This window comes from Roseateles sp. FW305-36, from assembly GCF_058787015.1.
This window is the reverse complement of record NZ_JBYSZK010000004.1, coordinates 254,654-274,595: the sequence shown is the minus strand read 5'-3', so window position 1 is coordinate 274,595 and position 19,942 is coordinate 254,654. Positions and strand designations below refer to the sequence as shown.

Here is a 19,942-nt window from a genome sequence, read left to right as displayed (position 1 = left end):
ATCGGGTGAATCCGGAGGCGCTCTGGGCTCGTAACACCGCCCAGATGCCAAGCCGGCATCGCCACTCAGGATGCCCTCGATGAACACCCGTTTGACCTGCAGCGCGTTGGCGACCGCGCTGTTCTGCCTGGCCCTTGGCGCCCAGGCCTCCAGCCACCGCGAAGCCCCCTTCATCACCACCGTGCCCAAGGTCGATGCGACGGACTTCTACATGTTCAACAGCTACGAGACCGGCCGCGCCGGCTACGTGACGCTGATCGCCAACTACCAGCCGCTGCAGGATGGCTATGGCGGCCCGAACTACTTCTCGATGGACCCCAGCGCGCTGTACGAGATCCACATCGACAACGTCGGCGACGCCAAGGAACACCTGACCTTCCAGTTCCGCTTCAAGAACACGCTGTCCAACAACGGCGCGGGCACCTCGCTCAGCGTCGGGGGCAAGATGGTCGGCATCCCGCTGATCCAGTCGGGCGCGGTTTCCAGCGTCAAGGACGCCAACCTGCAGCTGAACGAGAGCTACACGCTGACCGTGGTGCGCGGCGATCGCCGCAGCGGAACGGCCCAGGCGGTCACGCATGCCACCAGCGGCGCAACCAGCTTCGACAAGCCGGTCGACAACATCGGCAAGAAGACGATTGCCGACTACGCCGCCTATGCGGCCAAGCATGTCTATCCCATCACCATCCCCGGCTGCGCGACGCAGGCCAAGGTCTTCGTCGGCCAGCGTCAGGACCCGTTTGCCGTCAACCTCGGCACCATCTTCGACCTCGTCAACGCACCGGTCTCCGTCATCACCGACCCGGCCCTGATCAATGCCGCGCCCAACACCATCGACGACAAGAACGTCACGACGCTGGCGCTGGAAGTGCACAAGGACTGCCTGAAGAGCGCCACGGACGACGTCATCGGCGGCTGGACGACGGCCAGCCTGCGCCAGGGCCGCCTGCTCGATCCCAAGCCGGGCTCGGGTCACCAGGCCAGCGAGAAGGCCGGCGGCGCCTGGGTGCAGGTCTCGCGCCTGGGCATGCCCCTGGTCAACGAGGTCGTCATCGGCCTGAAGGACAAGGACAAGTTCAACTCCTCCAAGCCCAAGGATGACGCCCAGTTCGCCGACTACGTGACCAACCCGACGCTGCCGGCCCTGCTGGAGATCGCGCTGGGCCTGCCCAATACGGCGCCCACCAACTTCCCGCGCAACGACCTGGTCACGACCTTCCTGACCGGCATCAAGGGCGTCAACCAGCAGAAGACCGTGACGGCCTCCGAAATGCTGCGCCTGAACACCGCCGTCCCGGCCGTGCCCTTCGCCCAGCAGAACCGCCTCGGCATCGTCGGCAACATCCTGGCGGGCGGCACCGACAACGCCGGCTTCCCCAATGGCCGTCGGCCCAAGGACGACGTCGTCGACATCTCGCTGGTGGCGGTGATGGGCGGACTGTGCATGGCCAATGGCGACACCGACAAGCTCGGCTTCGGCGCGGCCTGCAAGCCCGGCGCCGTGCCGCTGGGCGCCACCAGCTTCAAGCTGCATGACGCGGTGGACCAGGCCGTTGTGCCCCTGATGAGCGGCTTCCCCTACCTCAACACGCCCATCCCGGGCACCAAGTAAAGGGGGCCGCCATGTTGACCCGCAAGACCGTTGCCGTCGCCGCCGGCGCCGTGATCGCACTGTCCGCCTGCGGTGGCAGCGACAGCGATACCGAGATCATCGGCCCGCCACCACCGCCTCCGCCCGCTCCCACCGCCGTGCCCGACAGCGCCGTGGCCTCGTCCACCGCCCTGGTGAGCTACCTCAAGGGCCAGAAGACGGACGACGAGACCTCGGAGGCGCTGACGCTGCCGACGGTGACCGCGTCGGTCAGCGAGACCGAAGAGCCGCAAAGCCTGTGATGCGACCGCCTGCGTTGCTGCTGGTGCTGCTGGCTCTGCCGGCAGCGGTCTCGGCCGAGCCCTTCGTCCCGAAGGACGACGCCGAGGTCGTGCAGCGCCTGCCCTACCGCATCGACGCCGCTGAGCGCGCGCGTCGTGCGGCCCTGGCGCAGGACCCGGCGCAATTGCCGCTGGCTGTTGCCACTGCACGCGCGGCGCTGCAACGCGCCCGCGTGCATGGCGACCCGCGCGAGCTCGGTGCTGCCCAGGCCGCGCTCGCGCCCTGGTGGCGCCAGGCCGACGCGCCCGCCGACGCCGTGCTGCTGCGCGCCCGCGTGCTGCAGGCGCGGCATGAATTCGAACCGGCCCTGGCCGAACTGCAGCGCCTGCTGGCGCGCGGCGACCTGACGCCCGACCACCGCGCCCAGGCCCTGCTCGATGCAGCCGCCCTGCATCAGCTGCGCGCCGAGCTGCCCGAGGCCCGGGCGCTCTGCGAGCAGCTTCAACCCCTGGCCGCGCTGCCCGCCATGGCCTGCCTGGCCGAGCTGGCCAGCCTGTCGGGCCAGGGCCCCGCCGCTGAGCAGACCCTGGCCCAACTGAGCCCCGGTCGCTCCATGGCACCCTGGCTCGCACTGATGCGCGCCGAGCTGGCCGAGCGCCTGGGCAACGAAACCACCGCACCGGCCCTCTACCGCAGCGCGCTGGCGGGCGAGGACGAGGTCTACACCCGCGCCGCGCTGGCTGACTGGCTGCTGGCCCGCCAGCGCCCGGCCGAGGCCCTGGTGCTGGTCGAGCGCAGCCCCGATGCCGAGGCCGATGCGCTGCTGCTGCGGCGGGTCATCGCCCTGCGCCAGCTCGGTCGGGATGCGTCGGCGCCGAGCGCGCTGATGCGTGAGCGCCTGGCCGCCGGCGACCGCCGCGAGCCGGGCAAGCATGCGCGCGAGCAGGCCCGCTTTGCGCTGGACGTCGAGCAGCAGCCGCGCGAGGCCCTGCGCCTGGCCCAGGTCAACTGGACCATGCAACGCGAGCCGGTCGATGCCGTGCTGCTGCTGCGTGCCGCGCTGGCCGCCGGCCGTGAGGGCGATGCGACGCGCCAGCAGCTGGCGCGTGTGCTGCGCGACAAGGGCTGGCAGGATGCACGCCTTGCGGCCCTCGACAGGAGTTTTGCGCCGTGATCCGTTGCTTGTTCTGGCTGGCGCTGCTGCTGTGCGGCGCGGCCCAGGCCCACCAGGCCAGCGAGGCCTACCTCGTCTACCGCGTCAACGGCGCGGCCGTCGAGCAGCGCCTGGACATCGCGCTGCGCGACCTGGACCGCGACCTCGCCCTGGACGCCGACGGTGACGGCAACCTCAGCTGGGGCGAGGTGCGCCAGCGCTGGCCAGACATCGAGGCCCTGGCCAGTGCCGGCCTGCGTTTCACGGCAGATGGCGCGGCCTGCACGCTGCAGGACCGCCCAAAGCCGCAGCTCGACGAGCACAGCGACGGCATGCATGCCGTCCTCGTCAGCCACTGGCAATGCCCGGCCGCCGTGCATGAGCTGGACATCGACTACCGCCTCTTCGCCACCACCGACACGGCCCACCGCGGCCTGGCCCGCCTGGTCGGCGCGTCCGGCGAACCGCTGGTGCTGACGCCGGGCGCCGGCCCGCAGCGCCTCAACCTCGAGAGCCGCGGCTTCGGTGGCTTTGTCGTCGAAGGCATGGCCCATATCGCCAGCGGCCTGGACCATGTGCTCTTTTTGGTCACGCTGCTGCTCGTGGCCGTCTGGCGCCGCGAAGGCAAGGGCTGGGCGCCGCGCGCCAGCGGCCGCGCCGCGCTGGCCGAGACGCTCAAGCTGGTCACTGCCTTCACGCTGGCCCACTCCATCACGCTGGCGCTGGCGGCCAGCGGTGCCATCGATCCGCCGGCGGCTGTCATCGAATCGCTGATCGCGCTGACCGTGCTGCTGGCCGCGGTCGACAACCTCAAGCCCTTTGTGCCCGGGCCGCGCTGGAGCATGGTCGGGCTCTTCGGCCTGGTGCACGGCGTCGGCTTTGCCGGGCCGCTGAAGGACCTGGGCCTGCGGGGCAGCGAGCTGGTGCTGCCGCTGCTGGGCTTCAACCTCGGCGTCGAGCTGGGCCAGCTCGCTGTCGTCGCGCTGCTGTTGCCCGTGGCGCTGGCGCTGCGCTCGGCCACCGTCTACCGGCGCTGGATCGTGCCCGGCGGCTCCAGCGCCGTCGCTGCGCTGGCCCTGCTCTGGTGTGTCGAGCGCAGCTTCGGTCTCAGCCTGCTGCCTTGAGCGGGCGGATGCGATCGCGCAGCAGGGCCAGGTCGAAGCGGTAGTAGACGGCCGCCACGTCGCGGCCCGACTCGCAGGCCGACAGCGCGTCATCGCCCTCGCAGGCCGCGCCGGTGGCGCTGCGCGCCCCCAATCGGGCCACGCCGGGCGGCAGCTGGGCCAGCAGCATCTGGGCCAGGATGAGGCTGTCGGTGTCGCCGACCAGCGCGTCCAGCGGTGCCTCGAAGCTGGTGGCGGGGTCCTCCAGATGGGCGCTCAGCACCTGCTCCAGCCGGGCGCTGACGCCCAGCATGGCGGGTTCGGCCGCAAACGCCAGGGCGTCGGCGTCCAGCAGGGCGGCGATCAGGCACAGCGGCGTGATGCGGTAGCTGTAGCCGGGCTGCTGCCGCAAGGGCGGCGGGCTGGCGCGGCTGAAGCCGTCGCTGACGACGTCGCCGGAGCGGTCGTGCAGCATCTCCCAATAGAAGCCGAACACCTGCGCGGGCCGCGGGCCGGCAGCAGAAAGAAGCGGACTCGCCATCGCAGACTCTCCAAGGCCGAAAACGTGGCCTCTGTCTGCATGGACGCAATCCGCCGGCCGATCCGGTCATGCCGGCTTCAGCCTAGGGGAGTGAGGTCGTCAGCCCGCGGCGATGCCGGCGCTCACATGGCCCGCCGGCACATGGGCTGCGGCGCTGGCGACGTGGCCGACCTGGTCGTCGAAGAAGAAGTCGGGCTCGAACTCACGCAGGAACTCGCCCTTGGCCAGGCCACCGAGGAACATGGCCTCGTCGACCTCGATCTGCCAGTCCATCAGCGTGCGGATGGCGCGCTCGTGGGCCGGTGCACTGCGCGCCGTGACGAGGGCCGTGCGCACATGCATGCCATTGGCGCGCGACTGCTGCAGCCGGTGCAGGGCTTCCAGCACCGGCTTGAAGGGCCCCGCCTGCAGCGGCAGATGGGCGCGCTGCAGTTCGTGCTCGCGAAAGGCCGCCAGGCCATCGCGCTGGAAGACCTGCTCGGCTTCGTCCGAGAACAGCACCGCGTCGCCGTCGAAGGCGATGCGCAGCTCCTTCGGATGCGCGGCGGAAGCTCGCGCCGCCAGCGGCATCACGCGGGCCGCGGCCACGCCGGCGCCCAGGGCCTGGCGCACATCGGCCTCGTTGGTGGACAGGAAAAGCTGGGCCGACAGCGGCTTCAGGTAGCGCCACGGCGAGGCGCCGCGCGTGAACACGCCGCGCTCGATGGGCAGGCCGTAGTGCTTGGCCGAGCGGAACACGCGCATGCCCGAGATGGGGTCGTTGCGCGACAGCACGACGACTTCCACCTGGGGCGCGCCGCCGGCATTGAAGGCCAGCAGTTTCTCGACGAGGGAGAAGGCCACGCCGGGCGGTGCCGGTTCGTCCAGGCGCTGCTGCTGCAGGGCCATGTAGGCATGGTCGTCGCCGGCCTCGAAGACCTCGTTCTCGGCCTCGAAATCGAAGAGGGCGCGCGAGGAGATGGCGACGACGAGTTGACCGGAGAGCGTGGCTGGCATGGCGGACGATGATAGGGGGCGACCGGGCTTGCGCGGCTTCCTAGACTGCGGGCTCATCCGCTTGAAAGGTTCTCCATGCGTGTCGTGTTCGCCCTGTCTCCCGTCCTGATGCTGGCCGCCTGCGCGTCGACGCCCCTGCCGCCCCAGGCGCCGGCCAATTTGCAGCCACCCGCCGGCCAGACCTTCGTCATGGAAGCCCTGGCCAGCGGCGTGCAGATCTACGACTGCGCTGCCAAGGCGGACGGCAGCCCCGCTTGGGTCTTCCGCGCGCCCGAGGCCACGCTGGCCGACCAGCGCAGCAATCCGCTGGGCAAGCACTACGCCGGCCCGACCTGGGAGGCGCCGGACGGCAGCAAGGTGGTCGGGGAGGTCAAGGCCCGCGCGCCCAGCCCCACGCCGGAGACCGCCATCCCCTGGCTGTTGTTGAGCGCCAAGAGCAACAGCGGCAGCGGCGTGTTTGCCAACGTGCGCAGCATCCAGCGCCTGAACACCGGCGGCGGCGTGGAGCCGGCCGAGCCCTGCACGACCGAGAAGCTCGGGCAGACGGCGCGGGTGAGCTACACGGCGGCGTATTACTTCTATCGCTGATCCTGCAGGGGGCGGCCGGCCCGAGAATGCGGGCGTCCAGACAGGGAGAAACATGAAGCTCGGACCCTTCTGCGGCGCGCTTTGCCTCGCCGCTGCTGCGGCCCATGCCCGGGCCGAGCCGTCGGCCGCGCTGGCCCAGGCCGAGGCTGACCTCGCGCGGGCGACGCTGGTCGCCAAGCCCGACCTGCAAACGACCGCGGCCCAGTTCGCGGCGCTGCGCAAGCATTTCGCACTGACGCCGTCCCTGCACGCCTGGGGCGACCATGCCGGGCTGCTGGAGCAGATCAAGCGGCGCGGCGCTGAGGGCGAGGCCGACGCGCCGGCCTGGCGCAAGCTGGTCGCCGCCGAGTTCGAGCAGGCCCGCAAGATGCGCTCGGCCCTGAGCCGCGATTTCGGCAAGGCGCCGGCCGAGGTGCTGATGCATCCGCCCAGCACCGCCATCAATGTGCAGATCGCCGCGCGCAGCAGCAAGGAGTTCAAGCTCGACCCGGCGCGCATGACGGCCATGGGCCTGGGCCGCTGGGGTGGCCGGGCGCCGGGGGCTTCCTTCTTCAAGCCCGATGCGCTGGTGGCAGGTTTTGCCGGCGGGCCGCTCGTGAGCCGGTTGCGGGCGCGCGATGCCGAGGGCGTGGTCTACCGCGTCAGCTACGACGCACGCAGCGCCGCCGCCCTGGCCGACCTGTACGAGATCGCCAAGGCGCGCGGCCTGGCCGTGAAGGCGACGTGGCGCGAAGGCGAACTGGCCGACCTGAGCAGCTCGCTGACCAACGGGCAGGGGCGCATCGACCAGTTGCAACTGACGCTGCGGCTGCCGGTCTGGGTCGTCACCGAGAAGGGCCTGCTGCCCGGCGTGCTGCGCAGCGCCGCCTATGGCAGCGATGGCTGCGGCACGAGCGACAAGCCGGAGGACTTCAGCAGCATGGCCGAGGTCGTGCTGGCCCAGCCGGCGCGCTCGCCCATCCTGGCGGTGTTCGCGACGACAGCCACGGTGGACGCCGCACGGGCGCGCGTGCTGCCGCAACGGGAGACGCGGCTGAGCGGGGCGGGCTTCATGGGCACGCTGACGCACCGTGTCGACGCCGGCATCGACCTGGACGGCGACGGGGTCGCCGACCTGCGCACGGTCATCAGCGAGGACCGCGAGGTGACGCAGGCTCCCTGGCTGGATCCCGAGCGCGCGCTGGCCCAGGCCTGGCGGCCCGAAGGCCTGCGCAAGGCCGGTGGCTGGTATGCCTACAACCTCTACCAGCTCGAAGCCAACGAGCAGGGCTGGTGGCGCGTGCTGTCGCGCTACAACCTGGTGACCTGCACATGAGGCGGCTGCTGACATTGATGCTGGGCGGCGTGCTGAGCGCACAGGTCCCCGCGGCGACGGTGGCCGAATTGCAGGCCGACTTCAAGCAGGCCTTGCAGGACTTCGGACGCCAGCAGCCGGCTGGCTCCGCGCCGCTGCAACTGGCGGGTCTTCAGCAGGTCTGGCCCTGGTGGCCCGGGTTCTACGGCACGCCGGCGCGCGCCGGCGTGCATGACGCCTTCACGCCCTCTTCGGTGCCGACGGTGGCCCTGCCAAACTGGACGCTGGCACCGCTGGCGGCCTGGGTGGCCACGCAGGGATGGGCGGCCGAGACCCGGGCCGCTGCGCGCGAGCCGCGCTGGCAGTCCGTGGCCGAGCAGAACCCGCCGGTGCCCACGGCCTTCGTCGTGGCCGGACCGGCCGTGAAGGATGGGGTGGCCCAGTACCGCCGCGAGGGCGGCGAGACGGTGGTGCGACTGGGGCTGGACGACGGCGTGGCAGGCACGTGGATGCTCGTCGCCAAGACCCTGGGCTGGGGCGTGCAGCTGCGCCTGCGCGACACGCCACCTCCTGAGGAGTACGCCGAGATCGTCGTGCGCGCCAGCTTCGACACGCCGGCGGGCGCTCCCCGCATCTGGGTCGTCAGCCCCGGCGGCGTCAGCGAGGCGCGCCTGCAGCGTCTGCACTGGGGTGGCGCGGGCGCCGGCTGCGAGAGCTGGGTCGAACTGCGCTGGCCCGGCACGGCCGAGCCGGCGGTCTGGGCCCTGCTGGCGCTGTCCGATCCGGCCTGGGCCGTGGGTGCGAGCGTGCAGCGGCTGGCGGGCAAGCCGGGAGAGTCGGAGGCGCAGCGCGGCGAACTGCGCCTGAGCCTGCCGTCGGCCAAGGGCCTGCCGGCGCTGCGGCTGCGGGCCAGCCGCTACGACTTCTACGCCGGCGATCTGGAGGCCGAACCCGATGCCGCCGGCATGCAGCCGCAGGTCAAGCGCGGCGAGGCCTGGGGCGTGCGCGCCTGGACGGAGGCTGTCATCAGCCAGCCGCGCGAACCCTGGGACACGCCACCGCCGCTCAGTGCCGCGGGGACGCCGCGCTGCCCAGTTCGCTGAAGAGGCCGGCCAGCAGCAGCGTCTCGGCCAGGGCTTCCAGCCACTCCTCGACGATCTGCATGGCGATGGTGTCGAAAGCCAGGTCCAGCGCGATGGCGACGCCACCGGCGACGAGGGCGGCGAGGGTCCAGCGTCGCAAGCTCGCGCTGCCCTCGACCCACACGACGTAGAGCAGGACCACGCCGCCCAGGGCATAGGCGAGGATGACGCATTGCGCCCAGGAGTGCGACAGGCCGAGGTCGAACTGCAGCCAGTCCTGCACGGCCTCGTGGGCCATGAAGCGCTCGTCCAGCGCGGCGAAGACCATGCCCAGAGCCAGCAGCGTCCAGCAGCGCACCGCGCGCGAGCGGTTGCCAACCGCGGCGAGGACGCAGGCCAGGGCTGCCGCAGCGCTGGCGTTGGCCACCAGCAGGGCGGCCTGCCACCAGCCCAGCGGCGCGTCCTCGGTGGCAAAGGCCAGGCCCCAGTGCGGCCACCAGCGCCAGCCCATCCAGGCGATGACGCCAAAACTCACGACCAGCGTCAGCAGGGCGCTGACGGCAGGCCGCCTCACTTCACCCATGTGTTGAGCTGGATGATGGGCAGCAGGACGGCCAGCACGATGAGCAGCACCACCGCGCCCATGGCGACGATGAGCAGCGGCTCCAGCAGCGTCGCAGCGGCCATGGAACGGCGCTGCACCTCGGTGCCGAGCTGGCGGGCCGCGCGGCCCAGCATGTTCGGCAGCTCACCGGTCTGCTCGCCCAGGCGGGCAAACATGGCGAGGATGCCGGGGAAGCGCTTCTTGCCGGCCAGGGCCAGGCCCAGCGGTGCGCCTTCGCGCACCTGCACGAGGGCGTCCAGCGCATCGGCCTGCATGGCGCGGTTGGACAGGGTCTCGGCGGCGGCCTGCAGCGCCTTCAGGATGGGCACGCCGGCGCCGGCCAGCATGGCCAGGGTGCCGGCGAAGCGGGCCGCGTTGTAGCCGCGTGCCAGGCGCCCGATCAGCGGGATGCCGAGGATGCCGGCATCGAAGCGCAGCCGGAAGGCCGGGGCCTTCAGCGCATAGCGCAGGGCCACGCCACCGGCGACGAGGACGGCCAGCATGGCCCAGCCCCAGCTGCGCACGAAGTCGCTGACGGCCAGCATGGCCACGGTCAGCGCGGGCAGGGCGCGCTTGGAGCTGGTGAAGACGGTGGCGATCTGCGGCACCACATAGGTGACGAGGAAGATGACGATGAGGACGGAGATGAAGGACACGATGGCCGGGTAGGCCATGGCGCCGATCAGCTTGGCCTTCAGGTCCTGGCGCTCTTCCAGGTCGTCGGCGAGCTTTTCCAGCACCTGGCCCAGCGCACCGCTCTGCTCGCCGGCGGCGACGACACCGCGGTAGACGTCGTCGAACTCGCGCGGCGCCGAGGCCAGGGCGCGGGCGAAAGCCGAACCGGCATTGACCTCGGCCTTGAGCTGGCTGATGAGCTCGCGCTGCCGGGTGTCCTCGCTTTCGTCGGCCAGGGCCGTGAGGGCGCGCTCGATGGGCAGGCCGGAGCCGACCAGGCCGGCGAGCTGGCGCGTCCACACCGCCAGGGCCGTCGGGCTGAAGACGCGGCGCGTGAAGCGGCTGCCTTCCTGGGCGCCGTGCTGCTGCACGACCTCGATGCTCAGCGGCGTCAGCCCTTGCGCGCGCACCATGGCGCGGGCGGCGCGCGGGTTGTCGGCCTCGATCAGGCCGCTGCTCTGGCGGCCGGCATCGGTGAGGGCTTCGTATTTGTAGGCGGGCACGGGGATCAGCCTATTCGCGGGTCACGCGAAGCACTTCTTCCAAAGAGGTGACGCCGGCATTGATCAACCGCTCGCCGTCCTCGCGCATGGAACGCAGGCCGGCGGCCTCGGCGGCGGCCTGCAGCTGGCTCTCGGGCGCGCGGTTGTGGATGAGGTTGCGCACCGCGTCGTCGGCGACCATCAGCTCGTAGACGCCGGTGCGGCCCTTGTAGCCGGTGTGGCCACAGGCCTCGCAGCCGACCGGGTGCCAGAGTCCTCGTGCCCCCACGCTTGCGCCTTCGGCGCTGCGCTGCCCCCCGAGGGGGCTGGCCCCGCCTGGGGGCGGCCCGGCGTCGGGGCCATGCTCGTCCTGGCGCTTGCAGACGGGGCACAGCCGCCGCACCAGGCGCTGGGCCAGCACGCCCAGCAGCGAGCTGCTGAGCAGGAAGGGCTCCACGCCCATGTCGGTCAGGCGGGTGACGGCGCTGGGCGCGTCGTTGGTGTGCAGGGTGGCGAGCACCAGGTGGCCCGTCAGCGAGGCCTGGATGGCGATCTGCGCGGTCTCGTAGTCGCGGATTTCGCCGATCATGATGACGTCCGGGTCCTGGCGCAGGATGGCGCGCAGGGCCTTGGCGAAGGTCAGGTCGATCTTGCTGTTGACCTGGGTCTGGCCGATGCCGGGCAGCTCGTATTCGATCGGGTCCTCGACGGTCAGCACATTGGTGGTGCTGGTGTCGACGGTCTGCAGCGAGGCATACAGCGACGTCGTCTTGCCCGAGCCGGTCGGCCCGGTGACGAGGACGATGCCGTGGGGCTGCTGCACCAGCTTCTTGAAGGCGGACAGCACGTTGCCGTCCATGCCCAGGCCTTCCAGCGTGAACTTGGATTCGCTCTTGTCCAGCAGGCGCAGCACCGCGCGCTCGCCGTGGGCCGAGGGCAGGGTGGAGACGCGCACGTCGATGGCGCGGCCGCCGATGCGCAGCGAGATGCGGCCGTCCTGGGGCAGGCGCTTCTCGGCGATGTCCAGCTCGGCCATGATCTTCAGGCGCGAGATCAGGGCCGCATGCAGGCCGCGGTTGGGCTGCACGACTTCGCGCAGCGTGCCGTCGACACGGAAGCGCACCGACGAAGCGCGCTCATAGGGCTCGATGTGGATGTCGCTCGCGCCGTCCTTGGCCGCCTGGGTCAGCAGCGCGTTCAGCATGCGGATGATGGGCGCGTCGTTGGCGGCCTCGAGCAGGTCTTCAACCGCCGGCAGGTCCTGCATCATGCGCGACAGGTCCACCGCGCTCTCGACCTCGCCGACGACGACGGCCGCGCTGCTCTCGCTGCCGGCGTAGGCGGCGTTGATGCGCTCGGCCAGCGACGTGACGGCTTCCGATTCCAGCCGGTCGACCGCGTACAGGCGCTGCACCTCTGACAGCGTGGCCCAGCCCACCTCGGGCGGCGCCCACAGCGTCAGCGTGCTGCCGTCGTCTTCCAGCAGCACGGTGTTGGCCTTGGCAAAGGCGTAGGGCAGGGGGTGGCGGGTCGCGGCCATGGCTGGCTTACTGCGTGGACTGCTGTTGCGGCGGCGTCTGCAGCGAGGGCTGCGGCAGGGCCTTGTTGGGCGGCGCGATCTTGGGTTCGGGCAGCACCGGCGCGCCGGTGTCGGGCAGCACGAGGCTCTTCTGCGGCTGGCTGTTCTGCTGCACGCCGCGGATGCTCTCGTAGCGGTCCAGCGTCAGCTGGTTGGCGCTGTCGGCGTTGCGCATGACGACGGGACGCAGGAAGACCATCAGATTGGTCTTCACGCGCTTGCGGTTCTTGCTGCTGAAGAGGTTGCCGATCAGCGGGATCTTGGACAGGCCCGGCACGCCGTCGTCGCCGTCGGTGTACTCGTCCTTCAGCAGGCCGCCCAGCACGATGATGTCGCCGTCGTCGACGACGACCGAGGTCTCGATGGCGCTCTTGTCCAGCGTCGGGCCGGTGGTGCTGTTGGAGCCGGGCACCACGGAGGAGTTCTCCTGGTAGACCACCATGCGCACGGTGCCGCCTTCGCCGATCTGGCTCTTGATCTTCAGCGTCAGGCCGACGTCCTTGCGGTCCACGGTCGTGAAGGGGTTGACGGTGCCGCCGGTCGACGCGCCGCTGTTGGCATAGGAGCCGGTCACGAAGGGCACGTTCTGGCCGATGACGATGCGGGCCTCCTCGTTGTCCAGCGCCACCAGGTTGGGCGTGGACAGCACGTTGGCGCCGCTCTGGCTCTCGAAGAAGTTGGCCACCGCACCCAGGGTGTAGAAGTCGCCGACCTTCTTCAGGATGCCGATGTTCAGGCCCGTGGGCGCCGAGCCCGAGCTCAGAGCCGAGCCGACGCCGCTGCGGCCGCCCGCCACGGCGACCGTGCCGTTGATGATGTTGGCCAGACCCGAGCCGAAGTTGGTGCCGGCGCCGGTGATGGTGTTGTCGCCCTTGCTGCCGAACAGGTTCTGCCACTGCACGCCGAACTGGGCGGCCTTGGTGTTGTCGATCTTGACGATCAGCGACTCGACATAGATCTGGGCACGGCGCGAATCGAGCTGCTCGATGACGGCACGCACCTGGCGGTACAGCGGCTCGGGGGCCGTGATGATGAGGGAGTTGGTCGACGGGTCGGCCTGCACGAAGCCGCCCGTGGACGGGCCGGCGGATTGCGACAGCGGCGCCGTGGCGGCGGCCGAGCTCATGCCACCCGTGTTGCTGTTGCTGTTGGTGGCGCTGCCAGCCAGCGTCGGGGCGGCCCCCGTGAGCGAGCCGCTGCCGCTCAGGCTGGAGGTGCCCGAGGAACTGCCGCCGCCGCTGCCGCCCGAGGCGGCGGCGCCGAAGGCCGCGCGCAGCACGGTGGCCAGCTTGGTGGCATCGGCGTTCTTCAGGTAGACGACGCGGATGTTGTTGCCGCCGTCGCTGCTGGGCTGGTCGAGCTTGTCGACCATGGAGCGCACGGCCGCCAGGCGGGCCGGGTTGCTGGCGCGCAGGATGAGGCCGTTGGAGCGCGGGTCGACCAGCACGTTGACGGCGCTGCTGCTCTGGCCCGGCACGGCCGCGCCGACGGCGCCACCGCCATCGGCCAGGCGCTGCACCAGCGGGGCGAGGTCGGCCGCCACGGCGTGCTTGAGCGGCACGATCTCGATGTCGCTGGTGCCCGGCGTGTCCATGGCCGCGATGATCTTGGCGATGCGCTGCAGGTTGTCGGCGTAGTCGGTGATGACCAGGCTGTTGTTGCCCGGGTTGGCGTTGATGGTGTTGTTGGGACTGATCAGCGGACGCAGCACGGCGACGAGGTTGTTCGCGTTCTCGTGCTGGATGCGGAAGATCTGCGTCAGGATCTGGTCGCCGCGGGCGCTGCTGGTCTCGACGGCCACCGAGCCCGCCTGCAGCTTGGCATCGGGTTCGGGCAGCACCTTGAGCAGGCCGGCCGTCTCGACGACGGTGAAGCCCAGGCCGCGCAGGGCCGCCAGGTAGTTGCGATAGGCCTCGGCCACCGACACCGGCTGCTCGCTGTAGACCGTGATCGTGCCCTTGACGCGCGGGTCGATGATGATCTGGCGATCCAGCATGACGCCGATGGCGCGGGTGACGGCCTCGATGTCGGCGTTGACGAAGTTCAGCGTCACCGGCGAGCTGGCCTTCACGGCCGGGCCCTTGGCGCGGCCGCGCTGGATGGCGCCGTTGTCGGGCTGCGCGAACGCGCTGCCGGCTGAGGTCAGCAGCACGGAGAGCGCGGTGGCCGATGCGACGGCGGTGCGAGCGAAATTCATGATCATCCGATCGTCAAGACGGAGCGCGCCCCTTGGCGGCGCCCGATGATGTTCAGCAGATTGTTCAGCGCTTCCTCGCGGCCCGGCGCGGCGCCAGCCTCGCCGGTGAAGCGGCTCTTGCCGCCGCTGTTCAGCGTGCCCGCGCCCGAGAGCTGCAGGGCGCCTTCCAGCGTGGACAGGCGCAGCGCGCTGACGCCGGGGTTGGCTGGGTCGGCCGTCAGGCTGAGGCGATAGCTGCCCAGCGGCGCGACGGTGGACACGCGCGAGGACATGTTGAGCAGGTCCAGCTGCAGCTCGCCGAACTGGCGCCAGCGGCCCTGCACCGATTCCAGCTTCAATTCGCGCGCGGACAGCCGCAGCGAGCCGCCCAGCTGCAGCGTGTTCCACGGCGTGCCCAGGCCCGCCAGCAGGCCGGCGGGCAGGCGGGCCAGCCAGTCGGACTGGTTGTCGACGCTGATTTCCATGCGGCCGAAACCGGGCTTGATGCCCAGCAGCAGGTCGCCGTTGATGCAGCAGTCCTGGCGCGCGGCGAGCTGCAGGCCCAGGCCCTTCATGGCCATGCGCCAGTGCAGCCTGCCCGGCAACGCCGAGGCGTCGCGGCTGCCCGTGCCGCCGGTCAGCACGAGGACGCCGGAGCCATTCCAGACGCTGCCGCGTGTGTCGACGATGAGCAGGTGGTCGTTCGTTGCCGAGGCCAGGGCGCGGGCCAGCCAGCTGGCCGGCGCGAAGACGACGAGGGCCGCCAGGACGCCGACCAGGGCGCCGGCCACGGCCCAGCGCTGCGGCGTGCGGTGGCGCACCGCGCGGCCGCCATAGCTGCCAGTGCCCAGCACCGAGTCCGACAGCTGCATCGTCGTGTGGCCGCTTCTCTTCTTGAACCAGGCCATCAGGCGCCTCCCAGGCTCAGCACCAGGGTGCCGGAATAGCCCTTGGGGCCGCGGGTCAGCTGGGCCTCGACCGGGCGGGCCCGCGCGGCGGCGCGCACCTCGCCCAGCCAGCCCTGCAGCAGCTCGGGGGCCACGCTGTTGAGGGAGACGACGGCGCGGTCGCCGGTCAGGTTCAGTCGGGCGGCGGCACCGAGGTGTTCGACGGAGGCCTTCAGCGCGGCCTGGGCCTGGTCGGGCGGCACCGGCGGCGCGGCGCGCAGGGTCTGGGCTTCCTGGGCCTGGGCCTGCATCTGCTGCAGTTGCAGCTCCAGCCTCTCGAGTTCGGCGGGGGCCGTCTTCAGCGTGCGCAGGGCCGGCGCCAGCAGCAGGCTCCAGGCCAGCAGCAGGCCGAGCAGCACCCCGATGCTGCCGACGGCCAGGCGCTCGCGTTCACCCAGGGCCTGCCAATGCGCGGTGGCCTGGGCCTTGGCCTGCTGGAATTGGGCGGCGAGGCCTTCGCCGCCGCCGGAGTTGAAGCGGGCCATCAGGAGCGTCCTTGGGTGCTGGCGCGGCTGATGGTCAGCTTGCCCTCGCTGGCGTCCAGCTGCCAGCCTTCGCTGCGCAACTGGTTGCGGAAGTTGTCGATCTGGTTGGGTGCCCAGCCCTGGGCCGACACCGTCAGGCGGCCGGGCTCGAAAGCGAGGGCCTCGGTGGGCGGCCGGTCGGCCGGCCAGGCCGTGGCCGCGGCGGCCAGCAAGGCTTCGAGGTCCTGCTCACCGACGCTGCCGGCGCTGGCGCGCAGCAGGTCGAGCTGCTTCTGCATCTGCACCGGCGCGTCGAGGATGGCCCGCACCTGGGGGAAGGCGCCGGTCAGCGTCGTCGTGACGGCCTCGCGTCGCGCCGCCACTTCGCGGTGCTGGTGCCAGGCCCACAGATTGATGCCCAGCAGCTGCACCAGGGCCAGGCCGACGAGGCCATGGCGCACCGGCTGCCAGGGCTTGCGCATCAGCGCGCGGCTGAACAGGCGCAGGGCGCGCGCGCCGCGGGCGCGCGGCGCGAGGTCGAACTGGCGCAGATTCCAGGCGTTGTCGACCACGGCCAGGGCCCGCTGGGCGGGTGTCTGCACGCTGACGGTGGTGCCCAGCCAGCGCTCGGCGGCCGTCGCGACGGCCGGCGTGGCCGTCCACTGCGCCGCGTGCACCAGGCCGGGCGGGAAGAACTGGCGCGCCAGGCCGCCTTCCAGCGGCACCGTGGCGACGCCGTCGGTGTGGCTCCAGCGCAGCGCCGTCCCCGCGCCGTTGGCCTCGAAGAAATGGCCGCGGGCCAGCTCGTCCGGCCAGGACAGCGGCGCGACGCGGTCGATGAAGACCTGTGCGGCGTCGAGCTGGGCCAGGTGCTCGGTCAGCCAGGGCCGTGAGGTGATGGCGACCCAGGCGCTGTCGCCGCCGAGGGCATCGGGCTCGAGGGCGAAGTGCAGGGTGTCGGGGTCGTCGAGCAGGGACTCCTCGAGCTTGCCCGCGAGGGCGGCGCGCATCTGGCGGCCGGCACGCGGCAGCTCGACGCGGCGCCAGCTGATGTCGGATTCGCCGACCACGGCGATGACGCTGTCCGCCGCCGGCAGGCCGCCCGGTGCGGCGCGACCCTCGGCCGTGATCTGGCGGCCGTCGGGCGTCAGCGCGTAGTCGTACTCGCGCGCCGCATCGGCGCGCGGCAGCTCGGCCGCCGCGGACGCGGCTTTGCCCAGGCCGCGCAGGCGCGTCCTTGGGGGCAGGAACAGCAGCAGGGTGCTCATCGGGGAATCAGGGGGCGGCGCATTCTAGGAGGGGCAGGCGACCTTCCCGGCGCGGCAGTCGCGCGGGCGGTGAAGATCTGTAGCCGGCTTCGACTTCATGGCTTTACCGATCCAGCAGCTGGCTGATGCGCTCGCGGGCCAGCACGATCATGTTCAGGCCCTGGCGCTCGATCAGCGAGCGCTGTTCGAGCTGGCGCTCGTCCAGGCGCAGGCGGCCGGTGACGATGAAGTAGGACGAGTCCACCGACGCCCGGTTGCCGGTCAGGTCGACGCTGGCGGGCAGGAAGCGCTTGGCGTCGTCGACTTCCTGCAGCGGCTGGGCCTTGCGGCCCTGCACCAGGCGCTCGGCCGAAGCCAGGTCGACGCCGTCGAACAGCGCCGCGATGACCTCGCGCGGCGCGGTGTTCAGATTGACCGGCGTGGCCTTGGGCAGCAGCACGACATAGGGCTGCAGGCGCTTGATGGTGGCCTCGTCCAGGCCCAGCCAGGCCAGCTGGTCCACGCCGGCGGGCTGCAGCGGGCCGGACTCGCTGATGACCACCTCGCTGGCGGCGCCGGCGGGCTGGCTGGGCGCGCTGGCCGGCGCGGGGAAGGCGGCGCGCAGGCCGGTGATGATGACCGCCGCCGTGCCGGGCGCGGCATTGACCTGGCTGCACAGGCGCTCCAGCACGCGCTGCTCCAGCTCGGGCACCTTGGTGCCGCCGAGCAGGGCGCGCAGGTTGTAGCGGCTCTGTGCGTCCTCGATGCTGCCGGACAGGAAGGCCTCGGGGCCCTCGTCGTCCGTGGCGGCCGTCTTGTCGGCCGCCAGGAAGGTGGACAGGCGAGCCTCGGCCAGCGGCACGGCCCAGGGTTCGCCGAGGTGGTCGACCTTCTTCTGGCGGTTGCCGTTGGCGTCCTCGCGCAGGATGAGGCGGGCCCAGTCCAGCGCCCCCTGCAGGATCCAGGCGCTTTGCGCGCGGGCGCGGTCGGCGGCCTCGATCTGCACGGCGCGGTACTGCTGCCAGACCATGCCGGCGGCCAGGCTGGCGATCAGCGTGACGATGATCATGGCGGTCAGCATGGCTGCGCCTTTCTGCTCTGCCCCTCGCCCAGTCCCGCGGCGCTGGACGCGCGCGAACCTGGTCGGTCCCCGGGGGGGACGGCGATGCTCGCGGCATCGAGCCGCGAGCACACGCCCAAGCGGGCCGGCTCGGGAGCGGCCCAGCGCTCGGCCCGGAATAGGAACCTGAAGTGAGCGCGGCGGATTCATCGGACGGTGACCTCCAGCTCGCGCGTCAGCGTGCCGGCCAGGCCGCTGCCTTCGGCGAACTGCATGGCCACGCGCAGGCCGTCGGGCGGCCGCGTCAGCGTCTTGGGGTTGACCGGGCCGGCGTTGCCGTTGCCGTTGTTGCTGCCGGTGGACTGGCAGTTGCTCCAGGCGTTGTCCCAGAAGCAGTAGAACTGCCAGCCGGCCACGCCGTCGAAGGCACGCAGCGCGGGGTTGCGCTGGGCCAGCTGCTGCAGGCCGCGCTGGCGCTGGTCTTCCAGGTCCTGCACGGTGCGCTGGGCCGGGCTCTCCCAACGCCACAGGCTGCCCTCGCGCAGGCTCCAGACGACGACCTGGAGGCCGGTGGGCGCCTGGCGGGTCAGCACCAGGTTGCCGCCATCGAAGGCGATGGGCTGCACGGTGCTGTGGCTGTCCTGCAGGGCTCGCAGGTCGACCTCCCATTGAGCCAGCACCGTCTGCAGCCGCGCGGTCTGGGCCAGGTGGGCCTGGGCGATCTCGCGGCTTCGGACCAGGGCGTCGATGCCGCGCCAGGCCATGGCCGCCATGGTCGCCATGACGACCAGGGCCACCAGCACTTCGACGAGGGTGAAGCCGCGCGTCTTCACCCTTGGAACCTTCCCATGATGGTGGACAGGGTCAGCACCGGGCGGCCCTGGTCGTCGACCACGTCGGCGTCGACGCGGCGGAACAGCGGGTTGGGCGTGGGGCTGACTCTGAGCTTGCCGGTGTAGGCGCGACCGAGCTGCTCGCAGCCAAAGGGCGATTCGCCGATGTCGGGAAACTGCTTGGACAGGCGCAACTCGGTCAGCAGGTTCTCGGCGCACCACTGGCCGGCGCTGACCTGGGCCAGGCGTTCGGCATTGTTGGTCAGGGCGCCGGCGGCCTTGATGCCAGCGCCCAGGGCGATGCCGACGATGACCAGCGCGACCAGGACCTCGATCAGCGTGAAGCCTTTTTCGCGTTTCATGGCGGGGGCACGATGTCGAAGGCGGCGAGCCCGTCGGTGGCCAGCACGAGGCGCTGGCTGCCGAGTTGCAGGCGCAGGCGCTGGGCGGGAATGATGGGTTCGGGGCCGAGGGTCAGGCCGGGGTTGGCGGCCGTGGCGTTCTCGATCAGCACGGCCACCGGTTCGCCCAGCCAGCGCGTCGGCAGCTGGATGGTGCGCGGCAGGCCTTCGAAGCGGAAGTCGTCTTCGTTCTTGAGGCCCTTGGGAATCCAGTGCACGGACAGACCCGAGGCGCGGCTTTCGGCGCGCGCGGTTTCCAGCAGCGCGGCCAGGCGCTGGGCCTCGCGCTGCAGCTGCAGTTCGGCGGGGTCGCGCAGGGCCAGCGTGATGGTCGCACTCGTGATGGCGATCAACGCCACCACGACGAGCAATTCGATCAGCGTGAAGCCGCTTGCTGCGCGGCGCGGCTTACTGCCAGGAGCCAATGTCGGCGTCACGACCCTCGCCGCCGGCGCGGCCGTCGGCGCCAAAGCTGTAGACATCGACCTCGCCCTTCACGCCCGGATTGGCGAACTGATAGGGGTGGCCCCAGGGGTCATTGGGCAGTTTCTCGAGATAGGGCTTCCAGTTCGGCGGCGGGTTGCCGGCGGTGGGCTTGTGCACGAGGGCGTCCAGGCCTTGCTCCGAGCTCGGATAGCGCTGGTTGTCGAGCTTGTACAGCTTGAGTGCCTGCATCAGGTTGTTGACGTCGGTACGGGCTGCCGTGACACGGGCGTCCTCGGCACGGTCCAGCACATTGGGCACGACGAGGGCTGCGAGCACGCCGATGATGACGAGCACGACCAGCAGTTCGATCAGCGTGAAGCCGCGGGCAAGAGAGGATCGGCGCATGTCAGGAAAGCGT

The 19,942-nt window shown here is 71.3% G+C and carries 21 protein-coding genes; 7 read left to right on the top strand and 14 right to left on the bottom strand.

Annotation, left to right across the window (positions count from 1 at the left end; translation table 11 throughout):
- Positions 1 to 79: 79 nt before the first annotated feature.
- The 4 genes from AC3WOE_RS09865 to AC3WOE_RS09850 are packed head-to-tail and all read left to right on the top strand — an operon-like array spanning position 80 to position 4,150.
- On the top strand, positions 80 to 1,612 hold the full coding sequence (locus tag AC3WOE_RS09865) for a DUF4331 domain-containing protein (RefSeq protein WP_492690097.1): 1,533 nt from the start codon (positions 80 to 82) through the stop codon (positions 1,610 to 1,612).
- A gap of 11 nt (positions 1,613 to 1,623) precedes the next feature.
- Positions 1,624 to 1,893: a hypothetical protein gene (locus AC3WOE_RS09860; RefSeq protein ID WP_492690095.1), complete on the top strand. Its 270-nt coding sequence runs from the start codon at positions 1,624 to 1,626 to the stop codon at positions 1,891 to 1,893.
- Entirely contained in the window at positions 1,893 to 3,047 is a 1,155-nt protein-coding gene (locus AC3WOE_RS09855) for a hypothetical protein (protein ID WP_492690094.1), read from the top strand. The genes AC3WOE_RS09860 and AC3WOE_RS09855 overlap by 1 nt, the downstream gene beginning before the upstream one ends.
- Positions 3,044 to 4,150 carry a HupE/UreJ family protein gene (locus AC3WOE_RS09850; protein WP_492690092.1) on the top strand — a complete coding sequence of 369 codons (1,107 nt, stop codon included), beginning with the start codon at positions 3,044 to 3,046 and terminating at the stop codon, positions 4,148 to 4,150. The genes AC3WOE_RS09855 and AC3WOE_RS09850 overlap by 4 nt, the downstream gene beginning before the upstream one ends.
- Here the strand turns inward: AC3WOE_RS09850 and AC3WOE_RS09845 are convergent.
- Together AC3WOE_RS09845 and AC3WOE_RS09840 are read right to left on the bottom strand one after the other, a co-directional pair.
- Positions 4,134 to 4,670 carry a hypothetical protein gene (locus tag AC3WOE_RS09845; protein WP_492690091.1) on the bottom strand — a complete coding sequence of 179 codons (537 nt, stop codon included), beginning with the start codon at positions 4,668 to 4,670 and terminating at the stop codon, positions 4,134 to 4,136. The two genes, AC3WOE_RS09850 and AC3WOE_RS09845, sit on opposite strands and share 17 nt — an antisense overlap.
- A 99-nt stretch (positions 4,671 to 4,769) precedes the next feature.
- Positions 4,770 to 5,666, bottom strand: coding sequence for a 5'-nucleotidase (locus AC3WOE_RS09840; RefSeq protein WP_492690090.1), 897 nt, complete (start codon positions 5,664 to 5,666; stop codon positions 4,770 to 4,772).
- A gap of 75 nt (positions 5,667 to 5,741) precedes the next feature.
- Here AC3WOE_RS09840 and AC3WOE_RS09835 point away from each other — a divergent pair, with 75 nt between their 5' ends.
- From AC3WOE_RS09835 to AC3WOE_RS09825, 3 genes are read left to right on the top strand one after another with little or no spacing between them, the layout of a single operon-like run.
- Entirely contained in the window at positions 5,742 to 6,254 is a 513-nt protein-coding gene (locus AC3WOE_RS09835; protein ID WP_492690088.1) for a DUF3455 domain-containing protein, read from the top strand.
- Between the two features lie 52 nt (positions 6,255 to 6,306).
- Positions 6,307 to 7,569 carry a hypothetical protein gene (locus tag AC3WOE_RS09830; protein WP_492690086.1) on the top strand — a complete coding sequence of 421 codons (1,263 nt, stop codon included), beginning with the start codon at positions 6,307 to 6,309 and terminating at the stop codon, positions 7,567 to 7,569.
- On the top strand, positions 7,566 to 8,651 hold the full coding sequence (locus AC3WOE_RS09825; RefSeq protein ID WP_492690085.1) for a hypothetical protein: 1,086 nt from the start codon (positions 7,566 to 7,568) through the stop codon (positions 8,649 to 8,651). Before AC3WOE_RS09830 ends, AC3WOE_RS09825 begins: the two co-directional genes overlap by 4 nt.
- Here the strand turns inward: AC3WOE_RS09825 and AC3WOE_RS09820 are convergent.
- The 12 genes from AC3WOE_RS09820 to gspG form a co-directional block, all read right to left on the bottom strand.
- Complete coding sequence (locus AC3WOE_RS09820; RefSeq protein WP_492690084.1) at positions 8,614 to 9,204, bottom strand: DUF8692 domain-containing protein; 591 nt, start codon at positions 9,202 to 9,204, stop codon at positions 8,614 to 8,616. The genes AC3WOE_RS09825 and AC3WOE_RS09820 overlap by 38 nt on opposite strands.
- Complete coding sequence (gene gspF, locus AC3WOE_RS09815) at positions 9,201 to 10,412, bottom strand: type II secretion system inner membrane protein GspF (protein ID WP_492690083.1); 1,212 nt, start codon at positions 10,410 to 10,412, stop codon at positions 9,201 to 9,203. The genes AC3WOE_RS09820 and gspF overlap by 4 nt, the downstream gene beginning before the upstream one ends.
- Before the next feature lie 10 nt (positions 10,413 to 10,422).
- A complete protein-coding gene (gspE, locus tag AC3WOE_RS09810; RefSeq protein ID WP_492690081.1) occupies positions 10,423 to 11,931 on the bottom strand; it encodes a type II secretion system ATPase GspE in 1,509 nt (502 codons plus the stop codon).
- Positions 11,932 to 11,938: 7 nt separating this feature from the next.
- Positions 11,939 to 14,167, bottom strand: a complete 2,229-nt coding sequence (gene gspD / locus AC3WOE_RS09805) for a type II secretion system secretin GspD (protein ID WP_492690080.1) — start codon at positions 14,165 to 14,167, stop codon at positions 11,939 to 11,941.
- A 2-nt stretch (positions 14,168 to 14,169) separates the two neighbouring features.
- Complete coding sequence (gene gspN / locus AC3WOE_RS09800; RefSeq protein WP_492690079.1) at positions 14,170 to 15,054, bottom strand: type II secretion system protein N; 885 nt, start codon at positions 15,052 to 15,054, stop codon at positions 14,170 to 14,172.
- Entirely contained in the window at positions 15,054 to 15,578 is a 525-nt protein-coding gene (gspM, locus tag AC3WOE_RS09795) for a type II secretion system protein GspM (RefSeq protein WP_492690078.1), read from the bottom strand. Before gspM ends, gspN begins: the two co-directional genes overlap by 1 nt.
- Positions 15,578 to 16,825 carry a type II secretion system protein GspL gene (gene gspL, locus AC3WOE_RS09790; RefSeq protein ID WP_492690077.1) on the bottom strand — a complete coding sequence of 416 codons (1,248 nt, stop codon included), beginning with the start codon at positions 16,823 to 16,825 and terminating at the stop codon, positions 15,578 to 15,580. The genes gspM and gspL overlap by 1 nt, the downstream gene beginning before the upstream one ends.
- A gap of 103 nt (positions 16,826 to 16,928) precedes the next feature.
- Complete coding sequence (gspK, locus tag AC3WOE_RS09785) at positions 16,929 to 17,996, bottom strand: type II secretion system minor pseudopilin GspK (RefSeq protein WP_492690075.1); 1,068 nt, start codon at positions 17,994 to 17,996, stop codon at positions 16,929 to 16,931.
- A gap of 74 nt (positions 17,997 to 18,070) precedes the next feature.
- Positions 18,071 to 18,697, bottom strand: a complete 627-nt coding sequence (locus AC3WOE_RS09780) for a PulJ/GspJ family protein (protein ID WP_492690073.1) — start codon at positions 18,695 to 18,697, stop codon at positions 18,071 to 18,073.
- The gene (gene gspI, locus AC3WOE_RS09775; protein WP_492690071.1) at positions 18,694 to 19,059 is read right to left on the bottom strand and encodes a type II secretion system minor pseudopilin GspI; all 366 of its coding nucleotides are present in this window, start codon (positions 19,057 to 19,059) and stop codon (positions 18,694 to 18,696) included. Before gspI ends, AC3WOE_RS09780 begins: the two co-directional genes overlap by 4 nt.
- The gene (locus AC3WOE_RS09770) at positions 19,056 to 19,535 is read right to left on the bottom strand and encodes a pilus assembly FimT family protein (protein WP_492690069.1); all 480 of its coding nucleotides are present in this window, start codon (positions 19,533 to 19,535) and stop codon (positions 19,056 to 19,058) included. Before AC3WOE_RS09770 ends, gspI begins: the two co-directional genes overlap by 4 nt.
- Entirely contained in the window at positions 19,507 to 19,929 is a 423-nt protein-coding gene (gspG, locus tag AC3WOE_RS09765) for a type II secretion system major pseudopilin GspG (RefSeq protein WP_492690067.1), read from the bottom strand. Before gspG ends, AC3WOE_RS09770 begins: the two co-directional genes overlap by 29 nt.
- Positions 19,930 to 19,942 lie beyond the last annotated feature (13 nt).